The organism is Methylocystis sp. (genome assembly GCF_051062815.1).
Lineage (GTDB): Bacteria > Pseudomonadota > Alphaproteobacteria > Rhizobiales > Beijerinckiaceae > Methylocystis.
In genome coordinates this window covers 19,409-37,949 of sequence record NZ_JBPFDU010000054.1, presented here as the reverse complement: position 1 = coordinate 37,949, position 18,541 = coordinate 19,409, and the positions used below count along the sequence as shown (strand labels likewise).

At 63.9% G+C, this 18,541-nt stretch carries 18 protein-coding genes; 12 read left to right on the top strand and 6 right to left on the bottom strand.

Going from position 1 to position 18,541, the window contains the following annotated elements:
• Nucleotides 1–68 precede the first annotated feature (68 nt).
• The 7 genes from ACR65W_RS08280 to ACR65W_RS08250 all read left to right on the top strand — a co-directional run bounded on the left by ACR65W_RS08280 (nt 69) and on the right by ACR65W_RS08250 (nt 6,414).
• Complete coding sequence (locus ACR65W_RS08280; protein WP_434499842.1) at nt 69–1,283, top strand: MFS transporter; 1,215 nt, start codon at nt 69–71, stop codon at nt 1,281–1,283.
• Between the two features lie 173 nt (nt 1,284–1,456).
• Nucleotides 1,457–2,179 (top strand): outer membrane protein, encoded by a 723-nt coding sequence (locus ACR65W_RS08275; RefSeq protein ID WP_434499841.1) that lies wholly within the window; start codon nt 1,457–1,459, stop codon nt 2,177–2,179.
• Between the two features lie 162 nt (nt 2,180–2,341).
• Complete coding sequence (gene sdhC, locus ACR65W_RS08270) at nt 2,342–2,749, top strand: succinate dehydrogenase, cytochrome b556 subunit (protein WP_434499840.1); 408 nt, start codon at nt 2,342–2,344, stop codon at nt 2,747–2,749.
• 13 nt (nt 2,750–2,762) lie between these two features.
• Nucleotides 2,763–3,158: a succinate dehydrogenase, hydrophobic membrane anchor protein gene (sdhD, locus tag ACR65W_RS08265; RefSeq protein WP_434499839.1), complete on the top strand. Its 396-nt coding sequence runs from the start codon at nt 2,763–2,765 to the stop codon at nt 3,156–3,158.
• Between the two features lie 145 nt (nt 3,159–3,303).
• The gene (gene sdhA / locus ACR65W_RS08260) at nt 3,304–5,136 is read left to right on the top strand and encodes a succinate dehydrogenase flavoprotein subunit (protein ID WP_434499838.1); all 1,833 of its coding nucleotides are present in this window, start codon (nt 3,304–3,306) and stop codon (nt 5,134–5,136) included.
• A gap of 165 nt (nt 5,137–5,301) precedes the next feature.
• Entirely contained in the window at nt 5,302–5,544 is a 243-nt protein-coding gene (locus ACR65W_RS08255) for a FitA-like ribbon-helix-helix domain-containing protein (protein WP_434499837.1), read from the top strand.
• 90 nt (nt 5,545–5,634) lie between these two features.
• Nucleotides 5,635–6,414 carry a succinate dehydrogenase iron-sulfur subunit gene (locus ACR65W_RS08250; RefSeq protein ID WP_434499836.1) on the top strand — a complete coding sequence of 260 codons (780 nt, stop codon included), beginning with the start codon at nt 5,635–5,637 and terminating at the stop codon, nt 6,412–6,414.
• Between the two features lie 7 nt (nt 6,415–6,421).
• Here ACR65W_RS08250 and ACR65W_RS08245 read toward each other — a convergent pair whose 3' ends face one another.
• Nucleotides 6,422–7,180 (bottom strand): hypothetical protein, encoded by a 759-nt coding sequence (locus ACR65W_RS08245; protein WP_434499835.1) that lies wholly within the window; start codon nt 7,178–7,180, stop codon nt 6,422–6,424.
• A gap of 137 nt (nt 7,181–7,317) precedes the next feature.
• On the opposite strand from ACR65W_RS08245, the gene ACR65W_RS08240 reads away from it, so the two are divergent.
• On the top strand, nt 7,318–7,689 hold the full coding sequence (locus tag ACR65W_RS08240) for a hypothetical protein (protein ID WP_434499834.1): 372 nt from the start codon (nt 7,318–7,320) through the stop codon (nt 7,687–7,689).
• A 35-nt stretch (nt 7,690–7,724) separates the two neighbouring features.
• Entirely contained in the window at nt 7,725–8,759 is a 1,035-nt protein-coding gene (locus ACR65W_RS08235; RefSeq protein ID WP_434499833.1) for an aspartate-semialdehyde dehydrogenase, read from the top strand.
• Here the strand turns inward: ACR65W_RS08235 and ACR65W_RS08230 are convergent.
• The 4 genes from ACR65W_RS08230 to ACR65W_RS08215 form a co-directional block, all read right to left on the bottom strand.
• Nucleotides 8,756–9,712 carry a sodium:calcium antiporter gene (locus ACR65W_RS08230; protein WP_434499832.1) on the bottom strand — a complete coding sequence of 319 codons (957 nt, stop codon included), beginning with the start codon at nt 9,710–9,712 and terminating at the stop codon, nt 8,756–8,758. The genes ACR65W_RS08235 and ACR65W_RS08230 overlap by 4 nt on opposite strands.
• A gap of 2 nt (nt 9,713–9,714) precedes the next feature.
• Nucleotides 9,715–10,617 carry an outer-membrane lipoprotein carrier protein LolA gene (locus tag ACR65W_RS08225; RefSeq protein WP_434499831.1) on the bottom strand — a complete coding sequence of 301 codons (903 nt, stop codon included), beginning with the start codon at nt 10,615–10,617 and terminating at the stop codon, nt 9,715–9,717.
• A 69-nt stretch (nt 10,618–10,686) separates the two neighbouring features.
• Nucleotides 10,687–13,161 (bottom strand): DNA translocase FtsK, encoded by a 2,475-nt coding sequence (locus ACR65W_RS08220; RefSeq protein ID WP_434499830.1) that lies wholly within the window; start codon nt 13,159–13,161, stop codon nt 10,687–10,689.
• Between the two features lie 82 nt (nt 13,162–13,243).
• Nucleotides 13,244–14,089 (bottom strand): YihY/virulence factor BrkB family protein, encoded by an 846-nt coding sequence (locus tag ACR65W_RS08215; protein WP_434499829.1) that lies wholly within the window; start codon nt 14,087–14,089, stop codon nt 13,244–13,246.
• 60 nt (nt 14,090–14,149) lie between these two features.
• Here ACR65W_RS08215 and ACR65W_RS08210 point away from each other — a divergent pair, with 60 nt between their 5' ends.
• Nucleotides 14,150–14,563, top strand: a complete 414-nt coding sequence (locus tag ACR65W_RS08210; protein WP_434499828.1) for a lysozyme inhibitor LprI family protein — start codon at nt 14,150–14,152, stop codon at nt 14,561–14,563.
• Between the two features lie 28 nt (nt 14,564–14,591).
• Here the strand turns inward: ACR65W_RS08210 and uvrC are convergent, their stop codons facing one another.
• The gene (uvrC, locus tag ACR65W_RS08205) at nt 14,592–16,568 is read right to left on the bottom strand and encodes an excinuclease ABC subunit UvrC (protein WP_434499827.1); all 1,977 of its coding nucleotides are present in this window, start codon (nt 16,566–16,568) and stop codon (nt 14,592–14,594) included.
• Nucleotides 16,569–16,748: 180 nt separating this feature from the next.
• On the opposite strand from uvrC, the gene ACR65W_RS08200 reads away from it, so the two are divergent.
• Both ACR65W_RS08200 and ACR65W_RS08195 read left to right on the top strand, forming a co-directional pair.
• Nucleotides 16,749–17,858, top strand: coding sequence for a calcium:proton antiporter (locus ACR65W_RS08200; protein ID WP_434499826.1), 1,110 nt, complete (start codon nt 16,749–16,751; stop codon nt 17,856–17,858).
• Between the two features lie 20 nt (nt 17,859–17,878).
• Entirely contained in the window at nt 17,879–18,523 is a 645-nt protein-coding gene (locus ACR65W_RS08195) for a glutathione S-transferase family protein (protein WP_434499825.1), read from the top strand.
• Nucleotides 18,524–18,541: the final 18 nt, after the last annotated feature.

Below are 18,541 nucleotides of genomic sequence, written 5' to 3'. Positions count from 1 at the left end.
CCCCTCTCCCCGGTCCGTCGGACCGACCCTCTCCCTTTGGGAGAGGGTGTCGCGCGAGCCCTACGTTCATGAACGACTTCAGCGGCGTCTCGCGTCTGCGCGCCATACCGTCCGGCGTTTGGGCGCTCGGGCTCGTGTCGCTGCTCATGGATTTTTCTTCCGAGATGATCCATGCGCTGCTGCCGATCTATCTCGTCGGCGCGATGGGCGCCTCGATGGCCGAAGTCGGAATCATCGAAGGCGTCGCCGAGGCGACCGCCTCGGTCGTCAAGATCTTTTCTGGCGCGCTGTCGGACTGGTTTGGCCGCCGCAAGCAGCTGGCGATCATCGGCTATGGGCTTGCCGCGCTGACCAAGCCGATGTTTCCGCTTGCGCCGAATATCGCCTGGATCATGGCCGCCCGCTTCATCGATCGCGTCGGCAAGGGCATACGCGGGGCGCCGCGCGACGCGCTTGTCGCCGATATCGCGCCGGCCGCCGTTCGCGGCGCGGCCTTCGGGCTTCGGCAGTCGCTCGACACGATCGGCGCCTTTCTCGGGCCTGCTGTCGCTGTGGCCGCGATGTGGTTCTCGGCCAACAGCATCCCTTTCGTGTTCTGGATCGCGACGATTCCGGCGGCTCTCGCCGTTGTGGTCCTGGCGCTCGGCGTGCGCGAGCCGCAAGCCTCCCGCCCGCCGCGGCCGGCGCGTTTTCCGCTGCACATCGATGAAGTCCGCCGGCTCGGCGGCCCCTTCTGGATCGTTGTGGCGATCGGCGTCGTGTTTAGTTTGGCGCGGTTCTCGGAGGCTTTCCTCATTCTGAAGACGCGCGACGTCGGATTGCCCGAGGCGCTCGCGCCGCTGGCGCTCGTCGCGATGAATGTCGTCTACGCCGGCGCCTCCTATCCCGTCGGCGCCTTCTCGGATCGCGGCGACCGGAAGACGCCGCTGATGGCGGGCCTTGTCGCGCTGATCGCCGCCGACGCCGCCTTGGCGGTCGCCGAGCATATGTCGCTCGTTTGGCTGGGCGTGGCGCTTTGGGGCCTGCATATGGGCCTCACCCAGGGTCTCCTTTCCACGCTCGTCGCCGACGTCGCGCCGGCGGCGTTACGCGGCTCGGCCTTTGGAGTGTTCAACTTGGCGAGCGGCGTCGCGCTGCTTGTCGCGAGCGCGGGCGCCGGAGCGCTCTGGGACGCCTTCGGTCCCCAAGCCGCCTTCTGGGCGGGCGCGCTTTGCGCGTCGCTGGCGCTCGCCGGATTCGCGGCGGGCGGCAGTCGGATCTGGCGGCCCCACAGGCCGGTTTGAGCGTGCGCGTTAAGAACTTCACGGCAGAATTCAGGCCGGTTAACGGATGGCTAAGTATCTCGATTAAACATTGAAAATGAACGATTAATTTTCGCAATTGCGCCATTGTTGATCATTCATTTCAACCCCGGCGGGGGCGCTGGCGTTTCGAACAACGCACCATCGAGGTTCTAATGAAAAAACGAGCTTTCGGCCTCGCCGTCGCGGCGTCCCTGGCCGGCCTGTCGGCCTCGGCCGCAGACCTGCCTTCGCGCAGGGAGCCGCCGCCGGTCTATCTTCCGCCGCCGCCCATCTTCACCTGGACCGGAATCTACGTCGGCCTCAATCTCGGCGGCGGCTGGCTCGATCGATACGACAATGGACATTGGCTGGCGCCCTCGAGCGCGTCGAATACCGGCGGCGTCGTCGGCGGGGCCCAAATCGGCTATAATTATCAACTCACGCCGCTCTTCGTCGTCGGCCTCGAAACGGATTTTCAAGGATCGAGCGTCGGCGGCGGCAATCAGGGGTGGGGCGCGACGCGCAGCGTCGACTGGTTCGGCACGGTGCGCGGGCGGGCGGGCGTGTCGATGTTGAGCGCGCAGCTGCTCCTTTACGGCACGGGCGGATTCGCCTACGGCGACCTGCGTCTCAACTTCGGATGGCTTGGCTCTCAGGCCCGCACGGGAACCGGTTGGACGGCAGGCGGCGGGCTCGAATACGCTTTCCTGCCGAACTGGTCGGCGAAGGTCGAATATCTCTATACAAACATCGGCGCGAATTACGACCCGATCTACGTTGCGCCTTTCATTGTCGAAACCCGGCAGCGCGCGCATCTCAATACTGTGCGCGCCGGCGTCAACTACCGCTTCAACTGGATGCTTGCGCCTTCCGGACCGCCAATGGCGAACTACTGAATCCAAATGCTATGAACGCGCGCGGCAAGAGCCCCGGAGACGGGGCTTTTGCGTTTTGCGGCGCGCCTGTTCGATCGCTTTTGGTTGCGGCGCCGCAACAATTGAATTATCTGCTTGGAAGCGTTCCGAGAAAGAAATCGGCCGCACGCGAGAGGGTTCTACATGGCCGACGCCGACACAGACAGGCTCGCCGCGCGGCGGCCGCTGTCGCCGCATCTGACGATCTTCAAGCCCATCCTGACGATGACGATGTCGATCGCGCATCGAATCACCGGCGCGGGGCTTTACGTCGGCATGGCGCTTCTGGCGCTGTTCCTGCTCGGGGCTGCGATCGGCGGCGGCGCCTTCTCCGCCGTTTCCTGGATCGCGTCGGGCTTCATCGGCAATCTGCTTGTGCTGATGGTCGTTTGGGCGATTTTTCATCATCTGCTCGGCGGCGTGCGTCACGCGCTCTGGGATCGCGGCCTTTACATGGACGCGAAGGGGCGTGAACTGTTGGCGCAGGGGACGCTCGTCGGCGGCGTCCTGCTGACGCTGCTCGTCTTCATCTTCAAGACGCTGGCGAGCTGAGCGGAGCGAACTCATGACGGTTGCGACAAGATTCAAGAGCGGTCGAACCGGACCCGGCGACGCCTATGTCTCCGACCATAGCGGTTCGCCCCATGCGCGCTTCATGCGGCTGACGTCTTATGCGCTGGTCCCGCTTGGGATGTTGAGCGCCTGGTGGATTCTCGGGCTTGCCGGCAAGCCGCTCGAAGGCGTGCGCGCCGAAATCGGCAGACCGATTCCCGCGCTCGTGCTTCTTGCGTTCGGCGTCATCGGCATGATCCATGCGCGACGCGGCATGGACGACATCATCGAAGATTACGTGCACGACAAAGCGTTGAAGGCGCAGGCGATCGTCGCCAACACTTGGGCGTCGCGCGTCATCGCAGCGATCTGGGTCCTCGCGATCCTCCTCATCGCCGCGCCGAAGTAGTCGGACGATGCGATCGACGGACGTCGACGTGACAGGCGAGAGCAGGAAGCAGCGCGACATCGCTGCTTTGATCTCTATGATCCCGTCTTGTAACGACGCAGCTACGCCGCGCGCGGCGCAAATGAGATTCGAGAAGGCTTAATCGATGATTGCAAAGGGTCCCGCATCAAATGTGTCGGTAGGCGGTCGGGCCTATGCGATCGTCGATCACACCTTTGACGTCGTCGTCGTCGGCGCAGGCGGTTCGGGACTTCGCGCCGTCGTCGGCTGCGCCGAGGCGGGACTGAACGTCGCCTGCGTCACCAAGGTCTTTCCAACCCGCTCGCACACCGTGGCGGCGCAGGGCGGCATCGCCGCCGCGCTCGGCAACATGGGGCCGGACAATTGGAAATGGCACATGTACGACACCGTCAAGGGCTCCGACTGGCTCGGCGACCAGGACGCCATCGAATATATGTGCCGCAACGCCCCGCCCGCCGTTTATGAGCTGGAGCATTGGGGCGTCCCCTTCTCGCGCACGAGCGAAGGGACGATCTATCAGCGTCCGTTCGGCGGGATGACGACGGACTTCGGCAATGGCCCGCCGGCGCAGCGCACATGCGCGGCCGCCGATCGCACCGGCCACGCGATGCTCCATACGATGTACGGACAGGCGCTGAAGCTCGACACGAAGTTCTTCGTCGAATTTTTCGCGCTCGATCTCATCATGGATCAGGACGGCGCCTGCCGGGGCGTGGTGTGCCTGAAGATCGATGACGGGACAATTCACCGTTTTCGCGCCGCGCTCACCGTGCTCGCGACCGGCGGCTATGGCCGCGCCTATTTGTCAGCAACATCGGCGCATACCTGCACCGGCGACGGCAACGCCATGGTGCTGCGCGCCGGGCTGCCGCTGCAGGACATGGAGTTCGTGCAGTTTCATCCGACGGGGATCTATGGCGCGGGCTGTCTGATCACCGAGGGCGCGCGCGGCGAGGGCGGCTATCTGACGAACAGCGAAGGCGAACGCTTCATGGAGCGCTACGCGCCCTCGGTGAAGGATCTCGCGCCGCGCGACATGGTCTCGCGCGCGATCACGATGGAGGTGCGCGAGGGCAGGGGCGTCGGCAAGGAGAGGGATCACGCCTATCTGCATCTCGAGCATCTCGATCCGGCGATCCTGCATGAGCGCCTGCCGGGCATTTCCGAAAGTTCGATGGTTTTCGCCGGCGTCGACGTCACGCGCCAGCCGATTCCGATCATACCGACCGCGCATTACAACATGGGCGGCATACCGACGAATTTTCACGGCGAGGCGCTGCGCAAGCGTAACGGCAATCCCGACGAAGTGGTTCCGGGCCTGATGGCGCTCGGCGAAGGGGCCTGCGTCTCGGTGCATGGCGCCAATCGACTGGGCTCCAACTCGCTTATTGATCTCGTCGTCTTTGGACGCGCCGCGGCGCTGCGCGCCGCCGAACTCATCAAGCCGAACGATGTGCAGCCGGAACTCCCCGCGAACTCGGCCGATCTCGCGCTGTCGCGGCTCGATTTTTTCCGCAACGCCAATGGCTCCGCGCCCACCGCGGTCTTGCGCGACAGGATGCAGCGCACGATGCAGTCGCACTGCGCCGTCTATCGCACCGGCGAGGTCCTCGCCGAAGGCGTCGAACAGATCAACGCCGTCTGGCGCGACGGCGCCGACGTCAAGATCACCGATCGCTCGCTGATCTGGAACTCCGATCTCATCGAGACGCTCGAATACGACAATCTCATTGTGCAGGCGGTCACGACGATGGAAAGCGCCGCCAACCGCACGGAATCGCGCGGCGCGCATGCGCGCGAGGATTTCCCGAACCGCGACGACAAGAACTGGATGAAGCATACGCTGGCGACGATCGACCGCGAGAGGAAGACCACTTCAATCGATTATCGTCCGGTGCACAGCTATACGATGACGAACGAGGTGGCTTACGTCGAGCCAAAGGCGCGAGTGTATTGAGGCGACGGGAATGCGAGAATGTCTATCGAAAACGATAGCAGGCTGTTGGAAGCGTGCCGCACCGCATCAGCGCCCGCTGCTCCGGCACGGCCGCATCGTACGTCCGCATTTCAAAGCGCCGGACCGCGCGACGCCCAATGAGACTGCGTGTGAGGACATACTGCTATGAATGCGATCACGATCAAGAGCATCAGCCCCCAGGCGATCGCCCGAATTCAGGAACTCGCCGCCGTCCATCGCCGCACGGTGGAGGAGGAGGCCGCCGACCTTCTTGAGAAGGCGGTCAGCGAGAACACTGTTCGCGCGGCTCGTCTGGCCGCTGTGGACCGCATCGCCGCAATGACTCCTAAGGATGTGGAGCAGACTGACAGCACCTTGATCATTCGTGAGGCGCGCGACCAGCGGTAGCCGTCACCGACGCCGCATCGAAACCACGTCGTTCTCCTCGCCGACTGGCCGGCGCAAGAGCCGGACCAACAAGGATCGTAGGATCGGAAAATGGTCGAATTCGCCCTCCCCAAAAACTCCGTCGTCGCCGAAGGCAAAACGTGGCCCAGGCCCGAAGGGGCCGAGCGCCTGCGCGAATTGCGCATCTATCGATGGGACCCTGACGACGGCGCCAATCCGCGCCTCGACACCTATTTCATCGACGCCGACGACTGCGGACCGATGGTTCTCGACGCGCTGATCTGGATCAAGAACAAGATTGATCCGACTTTGACTTTTCGTCGCTCCTGCCGCGAGGGCATTTGCGGCTCGTGTTCAATGAATATCGGCGGTCTGAACACGCTCGCCTGCACCAAGGGCATGGATGAAATCGACGGCGCGATCAAAATCTATCCGCTGCCGCATATGGCGGTGGTCAAGGACCTCGTGCCCGATCTGACGATCTTCTATGAGCAATATGCGGCGATCCAGCCCTGGCTGCGGGCCGGACCCGCCCCCGAGAAGGAGCGGCTGCAGTCGCCGGAGCAGCGCGCCAAGCTCGACGGGCTCTACGAATGCATCCTGTGCGCCTGCTGCTCGACGGCCTGTCCGAGCTATTGGTGGAACGCCGATCGCTTCCTGGGTCCGGCGGCGCTGCTGCAGGCGTTCCGTTGGGTGCAGGACTCGCGCGATGAAGCGACGACGGATCGCGTCTCCTATGTGGACGACGTCTTCCGCCTCTACCGCTGCCACACGATCATGAATTGCACCCAGGTCTGCCCGAAGTCCCTGTCGCCGGCGAAGGCGATCGCGGAACTCAAAAACATGGCCATCGCCCAGGACGAGGCGTAAGCGGCGGTCACATGTGCGAGATAGCCGCGTCGTGAGGCTTATTGGCGGTTGCGGCGCGCCGGCGCAATTTCGTCAGCGACGCGATATGCAACAATATCCACAACGGAACAAGGAAGGCGGGAACGAGCACAAGGGGGAATAGGGTGATCAGCACGTTCGGCTGGTCGAACGCCGTGACCTGAATCCTTGATGGCGAACTGGCTATGCCGGTTGCGACGGCGATGATGAGGTCTGTGAGGCCGAGGATATTCCACCACATGACCAGATCGGGATTCACGCGCGGCGCGCGCGCATAGGCGGCCGCAATGACCCCGGCAAGAACGCCGACGAGCAGGTCGCCGACTCCTGCGGGCCAGGCGAATACGCCGGGCATCTGGCCCATTGCATAGAGGACCAAGAAAGTTCCGCCGAGCACACGAAAGACTTGAACGCCCACGAGCCATTGCTGGGGCATCGCGTCGATGATCAGGCGGACTGTCGGCGACCGCCAGATCAGCCACACGCCGATGACAATCGGCGCAAGGAGCGCGTATTGGATCGTAGGCATTGTGCCTGGGGCCGCGTGATAAGCGCCGAGCCACGCTGAGACGGTCGCCGCCAGGAACCAGCCGATGAGCGCGATCGCGAAGGCGTTCAGCACCTTGTCACGGTCGCGCGCCGTCCATGGGGGCGTTTGAAGCGCCATGCGCAACCCGAGAAGGATCAGCACGATGATCGAGACGGCGCTGGCAAGCGTTAGAACGGTGAGAAGGACTGAGACGTTCATCGCGAGCCTCAAGCTGCCTGATCCCCGCGGAAGTAATTAGGGCGACCAGGACCAGGACAAACTGCGGGGCTGGCCCGCCTTGATCCCGCCGCGCCGCCGGTTTAGGACGGGGTCAAATGTTCACGGAGATTTGCGCCATGTCGACCTGCGCTCGTCTTTCTTTCGGCCCGCTCCTTTGCGCCGCTTTCCTGATCGCAGCCGGGCCCCAGGTCGCCTCGGCGCAGCAGCTTCAAGCCGATCCCGGAGCGCCTGACGCTTCCGGCTCTGTAACGACGCAGCCGAAGGCCAAGAGAGCGAAGGCGCAGCAATCCCCGCGCGCCAGCGCCAGCGCCGGCCAGCAGCAGCAGCAGGGAGGCGCCGGCAACCGCCAGTTTGGCGAGCTTGAGGGCTGGTCGCCGGGCAAGGCCCCGCCGGGGAAGCAGAAGGAAGATGAAAAGCCGAATTCGCCCAACACCAAAATGCTCGGCGTTTCGCCATCGGGGAATATGTCGGTCGGCCTTCCCTTCTGATATCTCAGCGCCGGGATCGCCGGCTGGAGTTGATCATGGCGTATAAGGTTGCGGTCGTCGGCGCTACGGGCAACGTAGGCCGCGAGATGCTCGATATTCTCGCCGAGCGCCGCTTCCCGGTTTCGGAAGTCGTCGCGCTGGCGTCATCGCGTTCGATCGGCACGGAAGTCTCCTTCGGCGACCGGACGCTGAAGTGCAAGGCGCTCGACTCCTATGATTTTTCCGACGTCGACATCTGTCTCATGTCGGCGGGCGGCTCGGTCGCGAAGGAATGGGCGCCCAGGATCGGCGCGCAGGGCTGCGTCGTCATCGACAATTCTTCGGCCTGGCGCATGGACCCTGACGTGCCGTTGGTTGTGCCGGAGGTGAACGCCGGCGCCGCGGCGGGATTTTCCAAAAAGAACATCATCGCCAATCCGAACTGCTCGACGGCGCAGCTCGTCGTCGCGCTGAAGCCTTTGCACGACGCAGCGACGATCAAGCGCGTCGTCGTCTCGACCTATCAGTCGGTCTCTGGCGCGGGCAAGGAGGGCATGGACGAACTCTTCGCGCAGACCCGTTCGGTGTTCGTCGCCAATCCCGTCGAAGCGAAGAAATTTCCCAAGCGCATCGCCTTCAATCTGATTCCGCAGATCGACGTCTTCATGGAGGACGGCTTCACCAAGGAAGAGTGGAAGATGGTCGCGGAGACGAAAAAGATTCTCGATCCCAAGATCAAGCTTGTCGCCACCTGCGTGCGCGTGCCGGTCTTCATCGGCCATTCGGAGGCGGTGAACATCGAATTCGAAAAGCCGATCTCGGCGGATGAGGCGCGTAACATTTTGCGCGCGGCGCCGGGCGTGTTGGTGATCGACAAGCACGAAGCCGGCGGCTACATCACGCCGCATGAAGCAGCCGGCGAAGACGCCACCTATGTCTCGCGCATCCGTACCGACCCGACCGTCGATAACGGGCTCGTTCTGTGGTGCGTTTCCGACAATCTGCGCAAGGGCGCGGCGCTCAACGCGATTCAGATCGCCGAAGTGCTGATGAACCGCAAACTGCTCGCGCCGAAGAAAAAAGCGGCCTAACGCCCGAAGGCGATCACCGCCGCCAAATAGCCTGCGTAGACGGCGAGCAGCGCAACGCCGCGCCACGGACGGTAGACGCCGCTGCGCGGCGGATAAACCAGCGCGAGCGCGATCAAGCCAGCGATGAGAGCCGGCGCCGCCTCCCATTCGGATGTTTGGATCGGCGCAATCGCGCTGGCCACCCCGATGATGAACAGCCCGTTGAAGATATTGCTTCCGAGCAGGGCGCCAAAGCCGACGTCGTCTTGTCGGCGAATGCGCGCCATCAGCGCAGTGGCGAGTTCGGGCGTCGAGGTGCCCACCGCGACCAGAGTCGCGCCGACGATGAAATCGCTCAGCCCAAATCGCCTGGCGATTTCACTTGCGCCAAAGACAATGAGACTTCCGGCGGCAATCAGCAGTCCGAGTCCGATCGAGGTCTCGACGAGAGCGCGCAGGAAGCCTGAAGACGTCTCCTGCAGCGCTGGGGCTAAGCGTCGTTCCTCGAGCGCCTCCAGTGTGACTCTCACGAACCATAGCGCGAAGCCGCTCAAGAGGATCGCGGCGTCCAGACGAGACAGTGATCCGTCGATCAGCATGACGCTGAGCGCCACAGGCGCCGCAACGGCGACGGCAAAATTTCGGGTCACCTGGGCGCGGATAATGGCGAGCGGCCCGAACAGCAACGCGACGCCGAAGATCAGCGCCAAATTGGCGACATTGCTGCCGAGCGCGTCGCCCAAGGAGATTTCCGGCTCTCCCGCCAGCGCCGATTGGATGGCGACGGTCAGCTCCGGGCTTGATGTGGCGAAAGCGGCGACGGTCGCGGCGATGACGCTCGGCGCAACGCGGGCGGCGCAGGCGATCCCGACTGTGCCGCGCACGAACAGCTCGCCGCCGCCCGTGGCGCAGAGCAGACCTAGCGCCAGCGCCAGATAGGGGATCGCGGTCGAAATCGAATCCGCCGACGGCAAGGTTATTTGTTGATCTTGAACAGCGTCGGGTCCGGCACTTTCGCCTGGTCGATGTTGAAGACCGAAATCAAGGTCTCATAGCCTTGCGGGTCCTTCACCTGCCACTGCTTCAGTTTGAAGGTCTTGGGGTCGAAGATCAAACGCACGTGCGACGTGCCGCCGAAGGTCGCCTTGTCCTCGATGGCGATGGTGACGCCGGAATCATCGATCTTCACATCCTCGAGGGTGACGTCCTTTTCGAGGTCGATCTTATCCTTCATCAGGAATTTGAGCGGCGTCTGGGTGATGAAGTAGAGATCCTGCGTGTTGAGCTTGCGGTCACGCACAGCGACCTGCGCGCCGTCGGCGACGACCTCCATCGTCGCCGGCTGGGCGTATTCGAAGCGAACGCGGCCGGCGCGCTGCACGTGAAGCCTGCCTTCCGAACGTTTGCCGTCGCCGCCGATCTGCACAAAATCGGCCGTCATCACCGGCGAGGCGTTGAAAAAGGCGTTGGCGCGCTTGACCGCCTCGGCGCGGGTGAGCGGCTTCTCAGGCTCCGGCGCGGGCGGAGGCGCGATCGTCGCGGCGGCAGCGGCGGGTCCCTGCGCGGATGGCTTTGCGCCCTTCTTCTCCCCGGCTGATGGCGGGTCTGCAGGCTTCGCCTCGCCTGGCTTGGCCGTCACGGGTTTGACCGTCACGGGCTTGGCGTCGACGCTCTTCTCGTCCTCAGGCTTGACCTCAGCCGATTTGGACCTTGCTTCCGCGGGATTCGCTCCGGCCGGCTTCGCCTCCGCTGCTTTGCTCTCGACGGCCGCCGGAACGCCTTCCTGCGACGGCTGCGGGGTGCGCGCGATAGTCGCAGCGGCGGCCGGGACGGCGAATGAAAGCGCGGCGAGCAGGGCGGCAAAGTGAACGTATGTCACGGCGGGTTCCGATTCTGGGAGCTGGTCGCCGTCTTCCTAGCATAAGTTGGCGGAAATGGGGGCGAAGCCTTACTCCGCCGCCTCGATATCGAAGGCGCCGCGATCAATGCCGCCGCCGACGAGAATTTCGCGCTTTCCGGCGTGGTTAGGCGCGGAGACGACGCCTTCCTGCTCCATGCGTTCGACGAGCGAAGCGGCCTTGTTGTAGCCGACCGAGAGGCGGCGCTGGATGTAGCTCGTCGAGCATTTCTTGTCGCGCAGCACGATATTGACGGCGCGGTCGTAAAGGTCGCCGCCTTCCTCGGCGTCCATCGAGCCGGGCAGGGGCGCTTCGCCGTCTTCGCCAACATCCTCCTCGGCGGTGATCGCGTCGAGATATTGCGGCGCGCCTTGCGTCTTCACATGGGCGACGATGTCCTCGACTTCGTGGTCGGACACGAAAGGCCCATGGACGCGCGAAATGCGGCCGCCGCCCGCCATGTAGAGCATGTCGCCCTGGCCGAGCAGCTGCTCGGCGCCCTGTTCGCCCAGAATCGTGCGGCTGTCGATCTTGGAGGTCACCTGGAAGGAGATGCGCGTCGGGAAATTCGCCTTGATCGTGCCGGTGATGACATCGACGGAGGGGCGCTGCGTCGCCATGATCAGATGGATGCCGGCGGCGCGCGCCATCTGCGCCAATCTTTGGATCGCGCCCTCGATGTCCTTGCCGGCGACGAGCATGAGATCCGCCATCTCGTCGACGATCACGACGATATAAGGCAGCGTGGAGAGCGTCATCTCCTCATGCTCGAAGATCGCCTCGCCGGTCTCGCGGTCGAAGCCCGTCTGCACGGTGCGGGTGATCGTCTCGCGCTTGGCCTGCGCGTCGGCGACGCGGGCGTTGTAGCCGTCGATGTTGCGCACGCCGAGCTTCGACATTTTCTTGTAGCGATCCTCCATCTCGCGCACCGCCCATTTGAGCGCCACGACCGCCTTTTTCGGGTCGGTGACGACGGGCGTCAGCAGATGCGGGATATTGTCGTAGACGGAGAGCTCCAGCATCTTCGGATCGACCATGATCAGCCGGCACTCTTCGGGCTTCAGCCGATAAAGCAGCGACAGGATCATGGTGTTGATCGCGACCGACTTGCCGGAGCCGGTGGTGCCGGCGACCAAGAGATGCGGCATTCGGGCGAGGTCGACGATCACCGGCTCGCCGCCGATCGTCTTGCCGAGGGCGATGGCGAGCTTGTGGTTGGAGCGGACGAAATCCTCGCAGGCGATGAGTTCGCGCAGATAGACCATCTCGCGACGCTGGTTCGGCAGTTCGATGCCGATGGCGTTCCGCCCTGACACGACGGCGACGCGGGCGGAGATGGCGGACATCGAGCGGGCGATGTCGTCGGCGAGGCCGATGACCCGCGAACTCTTGATGCCGGGCGCGGGCTCCAGTTCATAGAGCGTGACCACGGGCCCGGGGCGGACGTTGATGATGTCGCCCTTGACGGAAAAATCCTCGAGCACGCCCTCAAGCAGCCGCGCGTTGTGCTCGAGCGCCTCCTGCGGGAGCTTGACGCCGCTCGCCTGTTTTTTCGGCTCGGCGAGAAGGCCAAGGGGCGGCGTCTCATAGCGCGTATTGAAGCGGGGCTGCGCGGCGCGGGCGGGCGCGCGCGTCCTGCGGGGCGCAGGGGGAGCGGCCGCGGGCGCATAGGGCTCCTCGTCGAGATCGCGGGGCTGCGGCGGCGGAAAGGCAGGGTAAAGGTCCAGGTCCTCGAAGGTCGGCTCGACGCGCGGATAGCGCGGCGGCGGCGGCCGGTCCGTCGTCGCGGCGCGGCGCCGGAGCCTTCCGGCGGCGCGTAGCATCCAGGCTTTCGACGCCAGTCCAAGATGAATGAGCGCGCCGAGTGAGATCAACGCGACGCCAGGCTCGCCGCCGGCGTCGTCGTCATCGTCGGCGCCCGGACGAATCTTCGCTTCATCCTCAGAGGACCGGCTGCGCATATCCGCTTCGGATTCGAAGCCCAGCCCCGCTGCGCCGGTCACGGCGAGGATCGCGACGAGAGCGGCGCCGACGCCGAAGAGCGCGGTCAGGACGCCCGAGCCGGCGAAGATCAACCGCGGAACAGTAAGGATAGCGTCGCCGGCGACGCCGCCGAGGCCGGTGGGCAGCGGCCAGCGCTCGGTCGCGGGCAGAAGCGACGCGGTCGCGGCGGTTGCGAAAACGCCGAGGACACAGAGGCCGACGCGCAGCATCACGCGGCCGATCCGGCGACGTCTCATGAGACGCAATCCCTGGGTCGCGATCGGCACGATGGCGGCGATGGCGCCGAAGCCGACGAGTTGCATCAACAGGTCGGAGACGATCGCGCCCGGTCCGCCGAGCAGATTGCGGACGTGGCCCGAGGTCGCGTGGTTGAGCGAAGGATCGCGGGCGGACCAGCTGACGAGCGCCAGTGTGAGCGCGCCGGCGCTCACGAGCAAGGCGGCGCCCAGGATTTCCGCCAGCCTGCGCGCCGCAAACTCGCGAAGCTGCTCGGTGAAATGGCCCCTTGCATGGCTGCGCATATGAGGAGAAGCCTCGATTGATCGCAGCGCCGCCAACGGCGCGCGGATGCGGGCAGCGTAAAAAATCTCGGTTAAGGTGCGCTTAAGCCCGGTTCTTCGGGTTCTTGCCGCCCGCCACGACTGTCTGATTGAGCTCGGCGCCATAAATGAAGATCGCCGCCAGCATCTGCAGAAAAACGATGGCGATCACGATGGAGGCGAGGCCGGCGTACATCGAAATATAGCTGCTGGCGGATCGCGCAAGATAGGCGCCGAAGCCGACGCCGAGCGCGAGCGACGCGATGAGCGTCAGCGCGATGCCGGGCGCGATGACCTTGAAGCTGCGCCGTTCCGCAGGCAAGAACTTGTGAGCCGCGAAAAGCGCAATCGCCAATAGGCCGGTGGTGACGCCATAGCGCACAGGTTGGAAGAGTGGCTCGAGATCTTGGGCGATGAGCGGCGCATATCGTTCCGCAATCGTCCACACGAGCGGCCCCAGTACGAGCAGAATGGCGACGGCGAGAAGCGCCGCCGCGCCGAGGAAGACGTAAAGAATTGATTCCAGACGCGAGAGCCACCAGGAGCGCGTTTCCTTGACGTCATAGGCGCGGTTCAGGGCGACGCGAAGCGCCTCGACTCCGCTCGAGGCGAAATAGATGGCGAAGACCGCGCCCAGGGTCAGCAGTCCGCCGCGCGGCTGCGTCAGCACATTGCTGATCTGGTCCGAAATCGGCCCGGCCACGCTCGCCGGCCATGTTTCGAAGAGGAGTTTTCTCGCGGCCTCCGCTTCGCCCGCCAGGCCGAAAAAGCCCGCAAGCGCCGTCAGAAAGATGAGGAACGGAAAGAGCGAGGTCAGGATGGATAGCGCAATATAGCTCGCGATCGCCCAACCATCGTCGCGGTTGAACTTGAGATAGGCGTCATAAAGGTGCCGAAAAAATTTTCGCATGCCAACCCATGATAGCGTGCCGACCGGGAATGGCGACGGCGCAAGGGAGTGAATCCGTCGATGAGAAGCTTTCCTTTACGGCGCGCCGCCGCCATCAGCGCGGCTTTTGTCGTTCTGGCGCATTCGACGAACGGGGCGCTCGCGAAGGACTGCGACGGTCGCGGCTCTCAGACTGACCTCAATCTGTGCGCAGGAGAGAATTTCAAGCAGGCCGACGCGAAACTCAACGCCGTCTACGCCAAATTGTTGAAAAAGATCAGCCCGGCGGGCCAGTCAAAATTACGGGAGGCGCAAAAATCCTGGATCGCCTACCGGGATGCGCAATGCGCCTTTGAGACTCTGGGGACGATCGACGGCAGCATTCACAGCATGGTCGTGGCGCAATGTCTCGCGGATGTGACCGAGCAGCAGACGAAACGGTTGCAGCATCAGCTCACCTGCGAAGAAGGCGACGTCTCCTGCGGCGGTCAGTAGCGCGCTGTTCACGGGCGTTCGACCGGCGCTACTCGCGCTGAAAATGCTCATAGACGAGCCGCGCCGTCGTCTTGTTGACGCCGGGCACCTTCTCCAGATCCGAAAGCGCGGCCTTCGAGACAGCCTTCGCCGACCCGAACGCCAGGAGAAGCGCGCGTTTGCGCGACGGTCCGACGCCGGCGATCTCGTCGAGCGGATTCTTGATGAATTCCTTCTTGCGCCGTGCGCGATGCGTGCCGATCGCGAAACGATGCGCTTCGTCGCGCAGGCGCTGCACAAAGTAGAGCGCCGGATCGTGCGGCGGCAGGCGAAACGGCTCGCGACCTTCGACGAAGAATGTTTCGCGCCCGGCGTTGCGGTCGGCGCCCTTGGCGATCGACGCGATCGCCACCCCTTCGACTCCGAGTTCGCGCAAGACCTCGCGCGCCACGTCGAATTGGCCGCGTCCGCCGTCGATCAGAACGAGATCGGGCTTTGCCGGAAAAGCGTCGCCGTCCTGATCTTTCTCCCCATCCTTGGCGAGCCGCGCGAACCGTCGCGTCAGCACCTCGCGCATCATGCCGAAGTCGTCCCCCGGCGTGATCTCCGCGCTTCTGATGTTGAAGGTGCGGTAGTGGGCTTTCATGAATCCGGCGGGGCCCGCGACGATCATCGCGCCGATCGCCTGCGCGCCGCCGATGTGGGAATTGTCGTAGACCTCAATACGCCGCGGCGCGGCGGCCAGACCAAAAGCCTGGCCAAGCGCCGCGAGCAGGCGCTGCTGGCTTGCGTCTTCGGCGAGCTTGCGGCCGAGCGCCTGCCGCGCATTCTGAAGCGCGTGGTCCACAAGTTCGCGCTTCTCGCCGCGCTGCGGCGCGAGCACTTCGACGCGGCGGCCAAGCCGCGCGGTCAACACTTCTTCAAGCAGCGCGCTGTCCTCGATCGGATGCGAGAGAAAGACGCAGCGCGCCGAAGGGTGCTCCTGATAGAACTGCGCGAGAAAGGCGTCGAGAACTTCGGACTCGGACAGCGTCGCGTCGGCGCGGGGGAAGTAGGAGCGATTGCCCCAGTTCTGATAGGCGCGAAAGAAGAACGCCTCGACGCAGAAGCGTCCGGCGTCCTTGGCGATGGCGAAGACGTCGGCTTCCTCGACGCTGCGCGGATTGATCCCCTGCGCGCCTTGAACGGCCGAGAGCGCCGAGATTCGATCGCGCAGCCGCGCCGCGCGCTCAAACTCAAGTCGCTCGGAGGCTTCGGTCATTTCGCGCGCCAGCTGTTCGCGGACGTTGCGACTTTTGCCAGAGAGGAAATCCCGCGCCTCTCGCACGAGTTCGGCGTAATCTTCCATGGAGATCTCGCCGGTGCACGGGCCCGAGCAGCGTTTGATCTGGTAGAGCAGGCACGGACGCGTGCGATTGTCGAAAAAGCTTTGCGAGCAGGATCGCAAAAGAAAGGCGCGCTCCAGCGCATTCAGCGCCCGATTGACCGCCCAGACGCTGGCGAAGGGACCAAAATAGTCTCCTTTTCGCGCGCGGGCGCCCCGGTGCTTCAAGATCTGCGGCGCAGCGTGATCCATGGCGATCAGAATATAAGGGAAGGATTTATCGTCGCGCATCAGCACGTTGAAGCGCGGCTTCATCTGCTTGATGAGATTCGCTTCGAGAAGCAGCGCGTCGGTTTCGGTCTCGACCGAGATGAACACCATCGTCGTCGTCGCCGAGATCATCCGCGCAATGCGGTTCACATGACCCGCAAGACGCGTATAGCTCGCGACGCGCTTGCGCACGTTTTTCGCCTTGCCGACGTAGAGCACCTCGCCACTTTCGGCGATCATGCGATAGACGCCGGGTCCGTTCGGCGCATGGCGCCAATGTTTCTTGATGACGTCGACGCCGCGCTTGACGCTTTCGGGCGTCTCGGGCGCGTCCTCGCACAGCTCCGCCTGCGCCTCCTCGGCGGCGTCGGGCGCGTCAAAGACGTCGTCCTCTTCAGGGGGAAGATCGCGCGGATTTGCGTGAGCGGTCATTCACCTAGATCTATTCGCCGCCGGCTGGGATGGAAAGAGTCGCTGGAGGCGCCCCGCCGGACCAAAGAGCTGTGTAGAACCTCGACTTGCCGCGAATTTCACCGGATCGCCGCCTTGCACCCGCCTGACCGTCTGGCCACAGTCCTGCAAAGCTTGGGCTGCGACGATCAGGGGGATGGCATGCAGGCGGCGAGGATCACCGTTGGCGCGGTCCTGTTTCCGGCGCTGGCGCTGGGGCTGGCCGGCGTTTTTCTGTTCGGCGAGCGCTGGATCTCGCAAATTCCGGCGTCCATCGATTTCGTTCCGCCGACTCTCGCGGCGGTCTTGTTGATCGGGGCCGTCTTCGCCGCCTTGCAGCACGCCGAAATTCTCGGGGCCAAGACGGGCGAACCCTATGGGACGCTTTTGCTCACGATCGCCGTGACAATTATCGAGGTCGCGATCATGGCCTCGATGATCGAATATGGCGAAGAGGATCCGACCGAAGCGCGCGAGGCGGTTTTCTCCGCAATCATTATCGTTTGCAACGGCCTTGTCGGCCTCTGCCTTCTGCTCGGCGGCTTCCGTCACCACGAGCAGGAACTCCAGCCGATGGCGACGAGCGCCTATCTGGCCATCCTGATCGCTCTTTCCGTTCTTACGCTCATTCTGCCCGATTATACGACGTCGAGCTACGGACCTACTCTGTCTACAATTCAGCTCATTTTCGTCAGCATTCTGTCGGTGCTGCTCTACGGCGCGTTTCTCTTCATTCAGACGGTGCGGCATCGGTCCTACTTTATCGACGTGCATGTCGCCGCCGTGGGCCATGGCGAGGCGAAGCCTTCGCGCGGGGTGACGATATTCGCAGTTGTGGGACTGGGCGCCAGCCTGTTTGGCGTCTCGCTTCTCGCGGAGCGCGTCATTCCCGGTCTTGAAGAGGCGCTTCGCTGGGGGGGCGTCGACGACGTGAACCGGGTGACCGGCGCGGCCGTCGCGATGTTGGTCCTGCTCCCCGAATCGCTGAACTCGATCCGCGCGGCGACCCGTAACGCGCTTCAGACAAGTCTCAATGGCGCGCTCGGCTCTGTCGTCGCGACGATCGGGCTCACGGTTCCCGCCGTGGCGCTGCTGAGCGTCGCGACGAACCGGGAGATCGTCTTCGGTCTCGAAAAACGCGACACCGTCTTGCTGCTGCTGACATTGCTGCTGAGCGTTGTGAGCTTCGGCGCCGGCCGCACGAATCTCATGACCGGGCTGGTGCATCTCGTCGTTTTCGCGACATATATTTTTCTGTTGTTCGTGCCCTAATCTTCACGCAAAGAGCGCCAATGAACGACGATAATCCGATCTTGCATTACGCGCCGCGCACGCGCGCCTCTAGCGTGCTGACCCTGCTTGAGGAACTCGACGTTCCTTACGAGCTGCGCCTGTTGAATTTCCAGCTTGGCGAACAACGCACGCCGGAATATTTCGCCGTCAATCCGCTCGGAAAAGTGCCGGCCATTCTTCACAATGGCGCGCTCGTGACCGAGCTTGGCGCGATTTTCATCTATCTTGCCGACGCTTTTCCGCAGAAAGATCTCGCGCCAGCTATTGGCGACGCCTTGCGCGGGCCTTATCTGCGCTGGCTCGTGTTCTACGGATCGGCGTTCGAGCCCGCGATCGTCGATCGTTCGATGAAGCGCGAGCCGGCGCCTGCGAGCAGAAGTCCCTACGGCGATTTCGATGGCGTCATGGCGCTGATCAACACGCAATTGGCGGCTGGCCCCTATCTCTTCGGCGAGCGCTTCACCGCCGCCGATATTCTTTGGGGCGCCGCGCTGCGGTGGACAGTCGGTTTTGGCCTTGTTCCCGAAAGCGAGCAAATCTGCGCCTATGTCGAGCGCGTGACGTCGCGTCCATGCTTTGCGCGCGTCGCGCAGACCGACGAAGAGCTGCTCAAGATTCATGAAGCGGCGGCGGCGAGTCGATGAGACGTCGACCAAAGGGGT

Excerpts from the sequence above, each read along its gene's own strand:
- ACR65W_RS08280 (WP_434499842.1), top strand. The coding sequence starts at position 69 with ATGAACGACTTCAGCGGCGTCTCGCGTCTGCGCGCCATACCGTCCGGC.
- sdhA (WP_434499838.1), top strand. The coding sequence starts at position 3,304 with ATGATTGCAAAGGGTCCCGCATCAAATGTGTCGGTAGGCGGTCGGGCC.
- uvrC (WP_434499827.1), bottom strand. The coding sequence starts at position 16,568 with ATGACCGCTCACGCAAATCCGCGCGATCTTCCCCCTGAAGAGGACGAC.
- ACR65W_RS08255 (WP_434499837.1), top strand. The coding sequence starts at position 5,302 with ATGAATGCGATCACGATCAAGAGCATCAGCCCCCAGGCGATCGCCCGA.
- ACR65W_RS08220 (WP_434499830.1), bottom strand. The coding sequence starts at position 13,161 with ATGCGCAGCCATGCAAGGGGCCATTTCACCGAGCAGCTTCGCGAGTTT.
- ACR65W_RS08250 (WP_434499836.1), top strand. The coding sequence starts at position 5,635 with ATGGTCGAATTCGCCCTCCCCAAAAACTCCGTCGTCGCCGAAGGCAAA.
- ACR65W_RS08245 (WP_434499835.1), bottom strand. The coding sequence starts at position 7,180 with ATGAACGTCTCAGTCCTTCTCACCGTTCTAACGCTTGCCAGCGCCGTC.
- ACR65W_RS08195 (WP_434499825.1), top strand. The coding sequence starts at position 17,879 with ATGAACGACGATAATCCGATCTTGCATTACGCGCCGCGCACGCGCGCC.
- sdhC (WP_434499840.1), top strand. The coding sequence starts at position 2,342 with ATGGCCGACGCCGACACAGACAGGCTCGCCGCGCGGCGGCCGCTGTCG.
- ACR65W_RS08210 (WP_434499828.1), top strand. The coding sequence starts at position 14,150 with ATGAGAAGCTTTCCTTTACGGCGCGCCGCCGCCATCAGCGCGGCTTTT.
- ACR65W_RS08275 (WP_434499841.1), top strand. The coding sequence starts at position 1,457 with ATGAAAAAACGAGCTTTCGGCCTCGCCGTCGCGGCGTCCCTGGCCGGC.
- sdhD (WP_434499839.1), top strand. The coding sequence starts at position 2,763 with ATGACGGTTGCGACAAGATTCAAGAGCGGTCGAACCGGACCCGGCGAC.
- ACR65W_RS08235 (WP_434499833.1), top strand. The coding sequence starts at position 7,725 with ATGGCGTATAAGGTTGCGGTCGTCGGCGCTACGGGCAACGTAGGCCGC.
- ACR65W_RS08215 (WP_434499829.1), bottom strand. The coding sequence starts at position 14,089 with ATGCGAAAATTTTTTCGGCACCTTTATGACGCCTATCTCAAGTTCAAC.
- ACR65W_RS08200 (WP_434499826.1), top strand. The coding sequence starts at position 16,749 with ATGCAGGCGGCGAGGATCACCGTTGGCGCGGTCCTGTTTCCGGCGCTG.
- ACR65W_RS08240 (WP_434499834.1), top strand. The coding sequence starts at position 7,318 with ATGTCGACCTGCGCTCGTCTTTCTTTCGGCCCGCTCCTTTGCGCCGCT.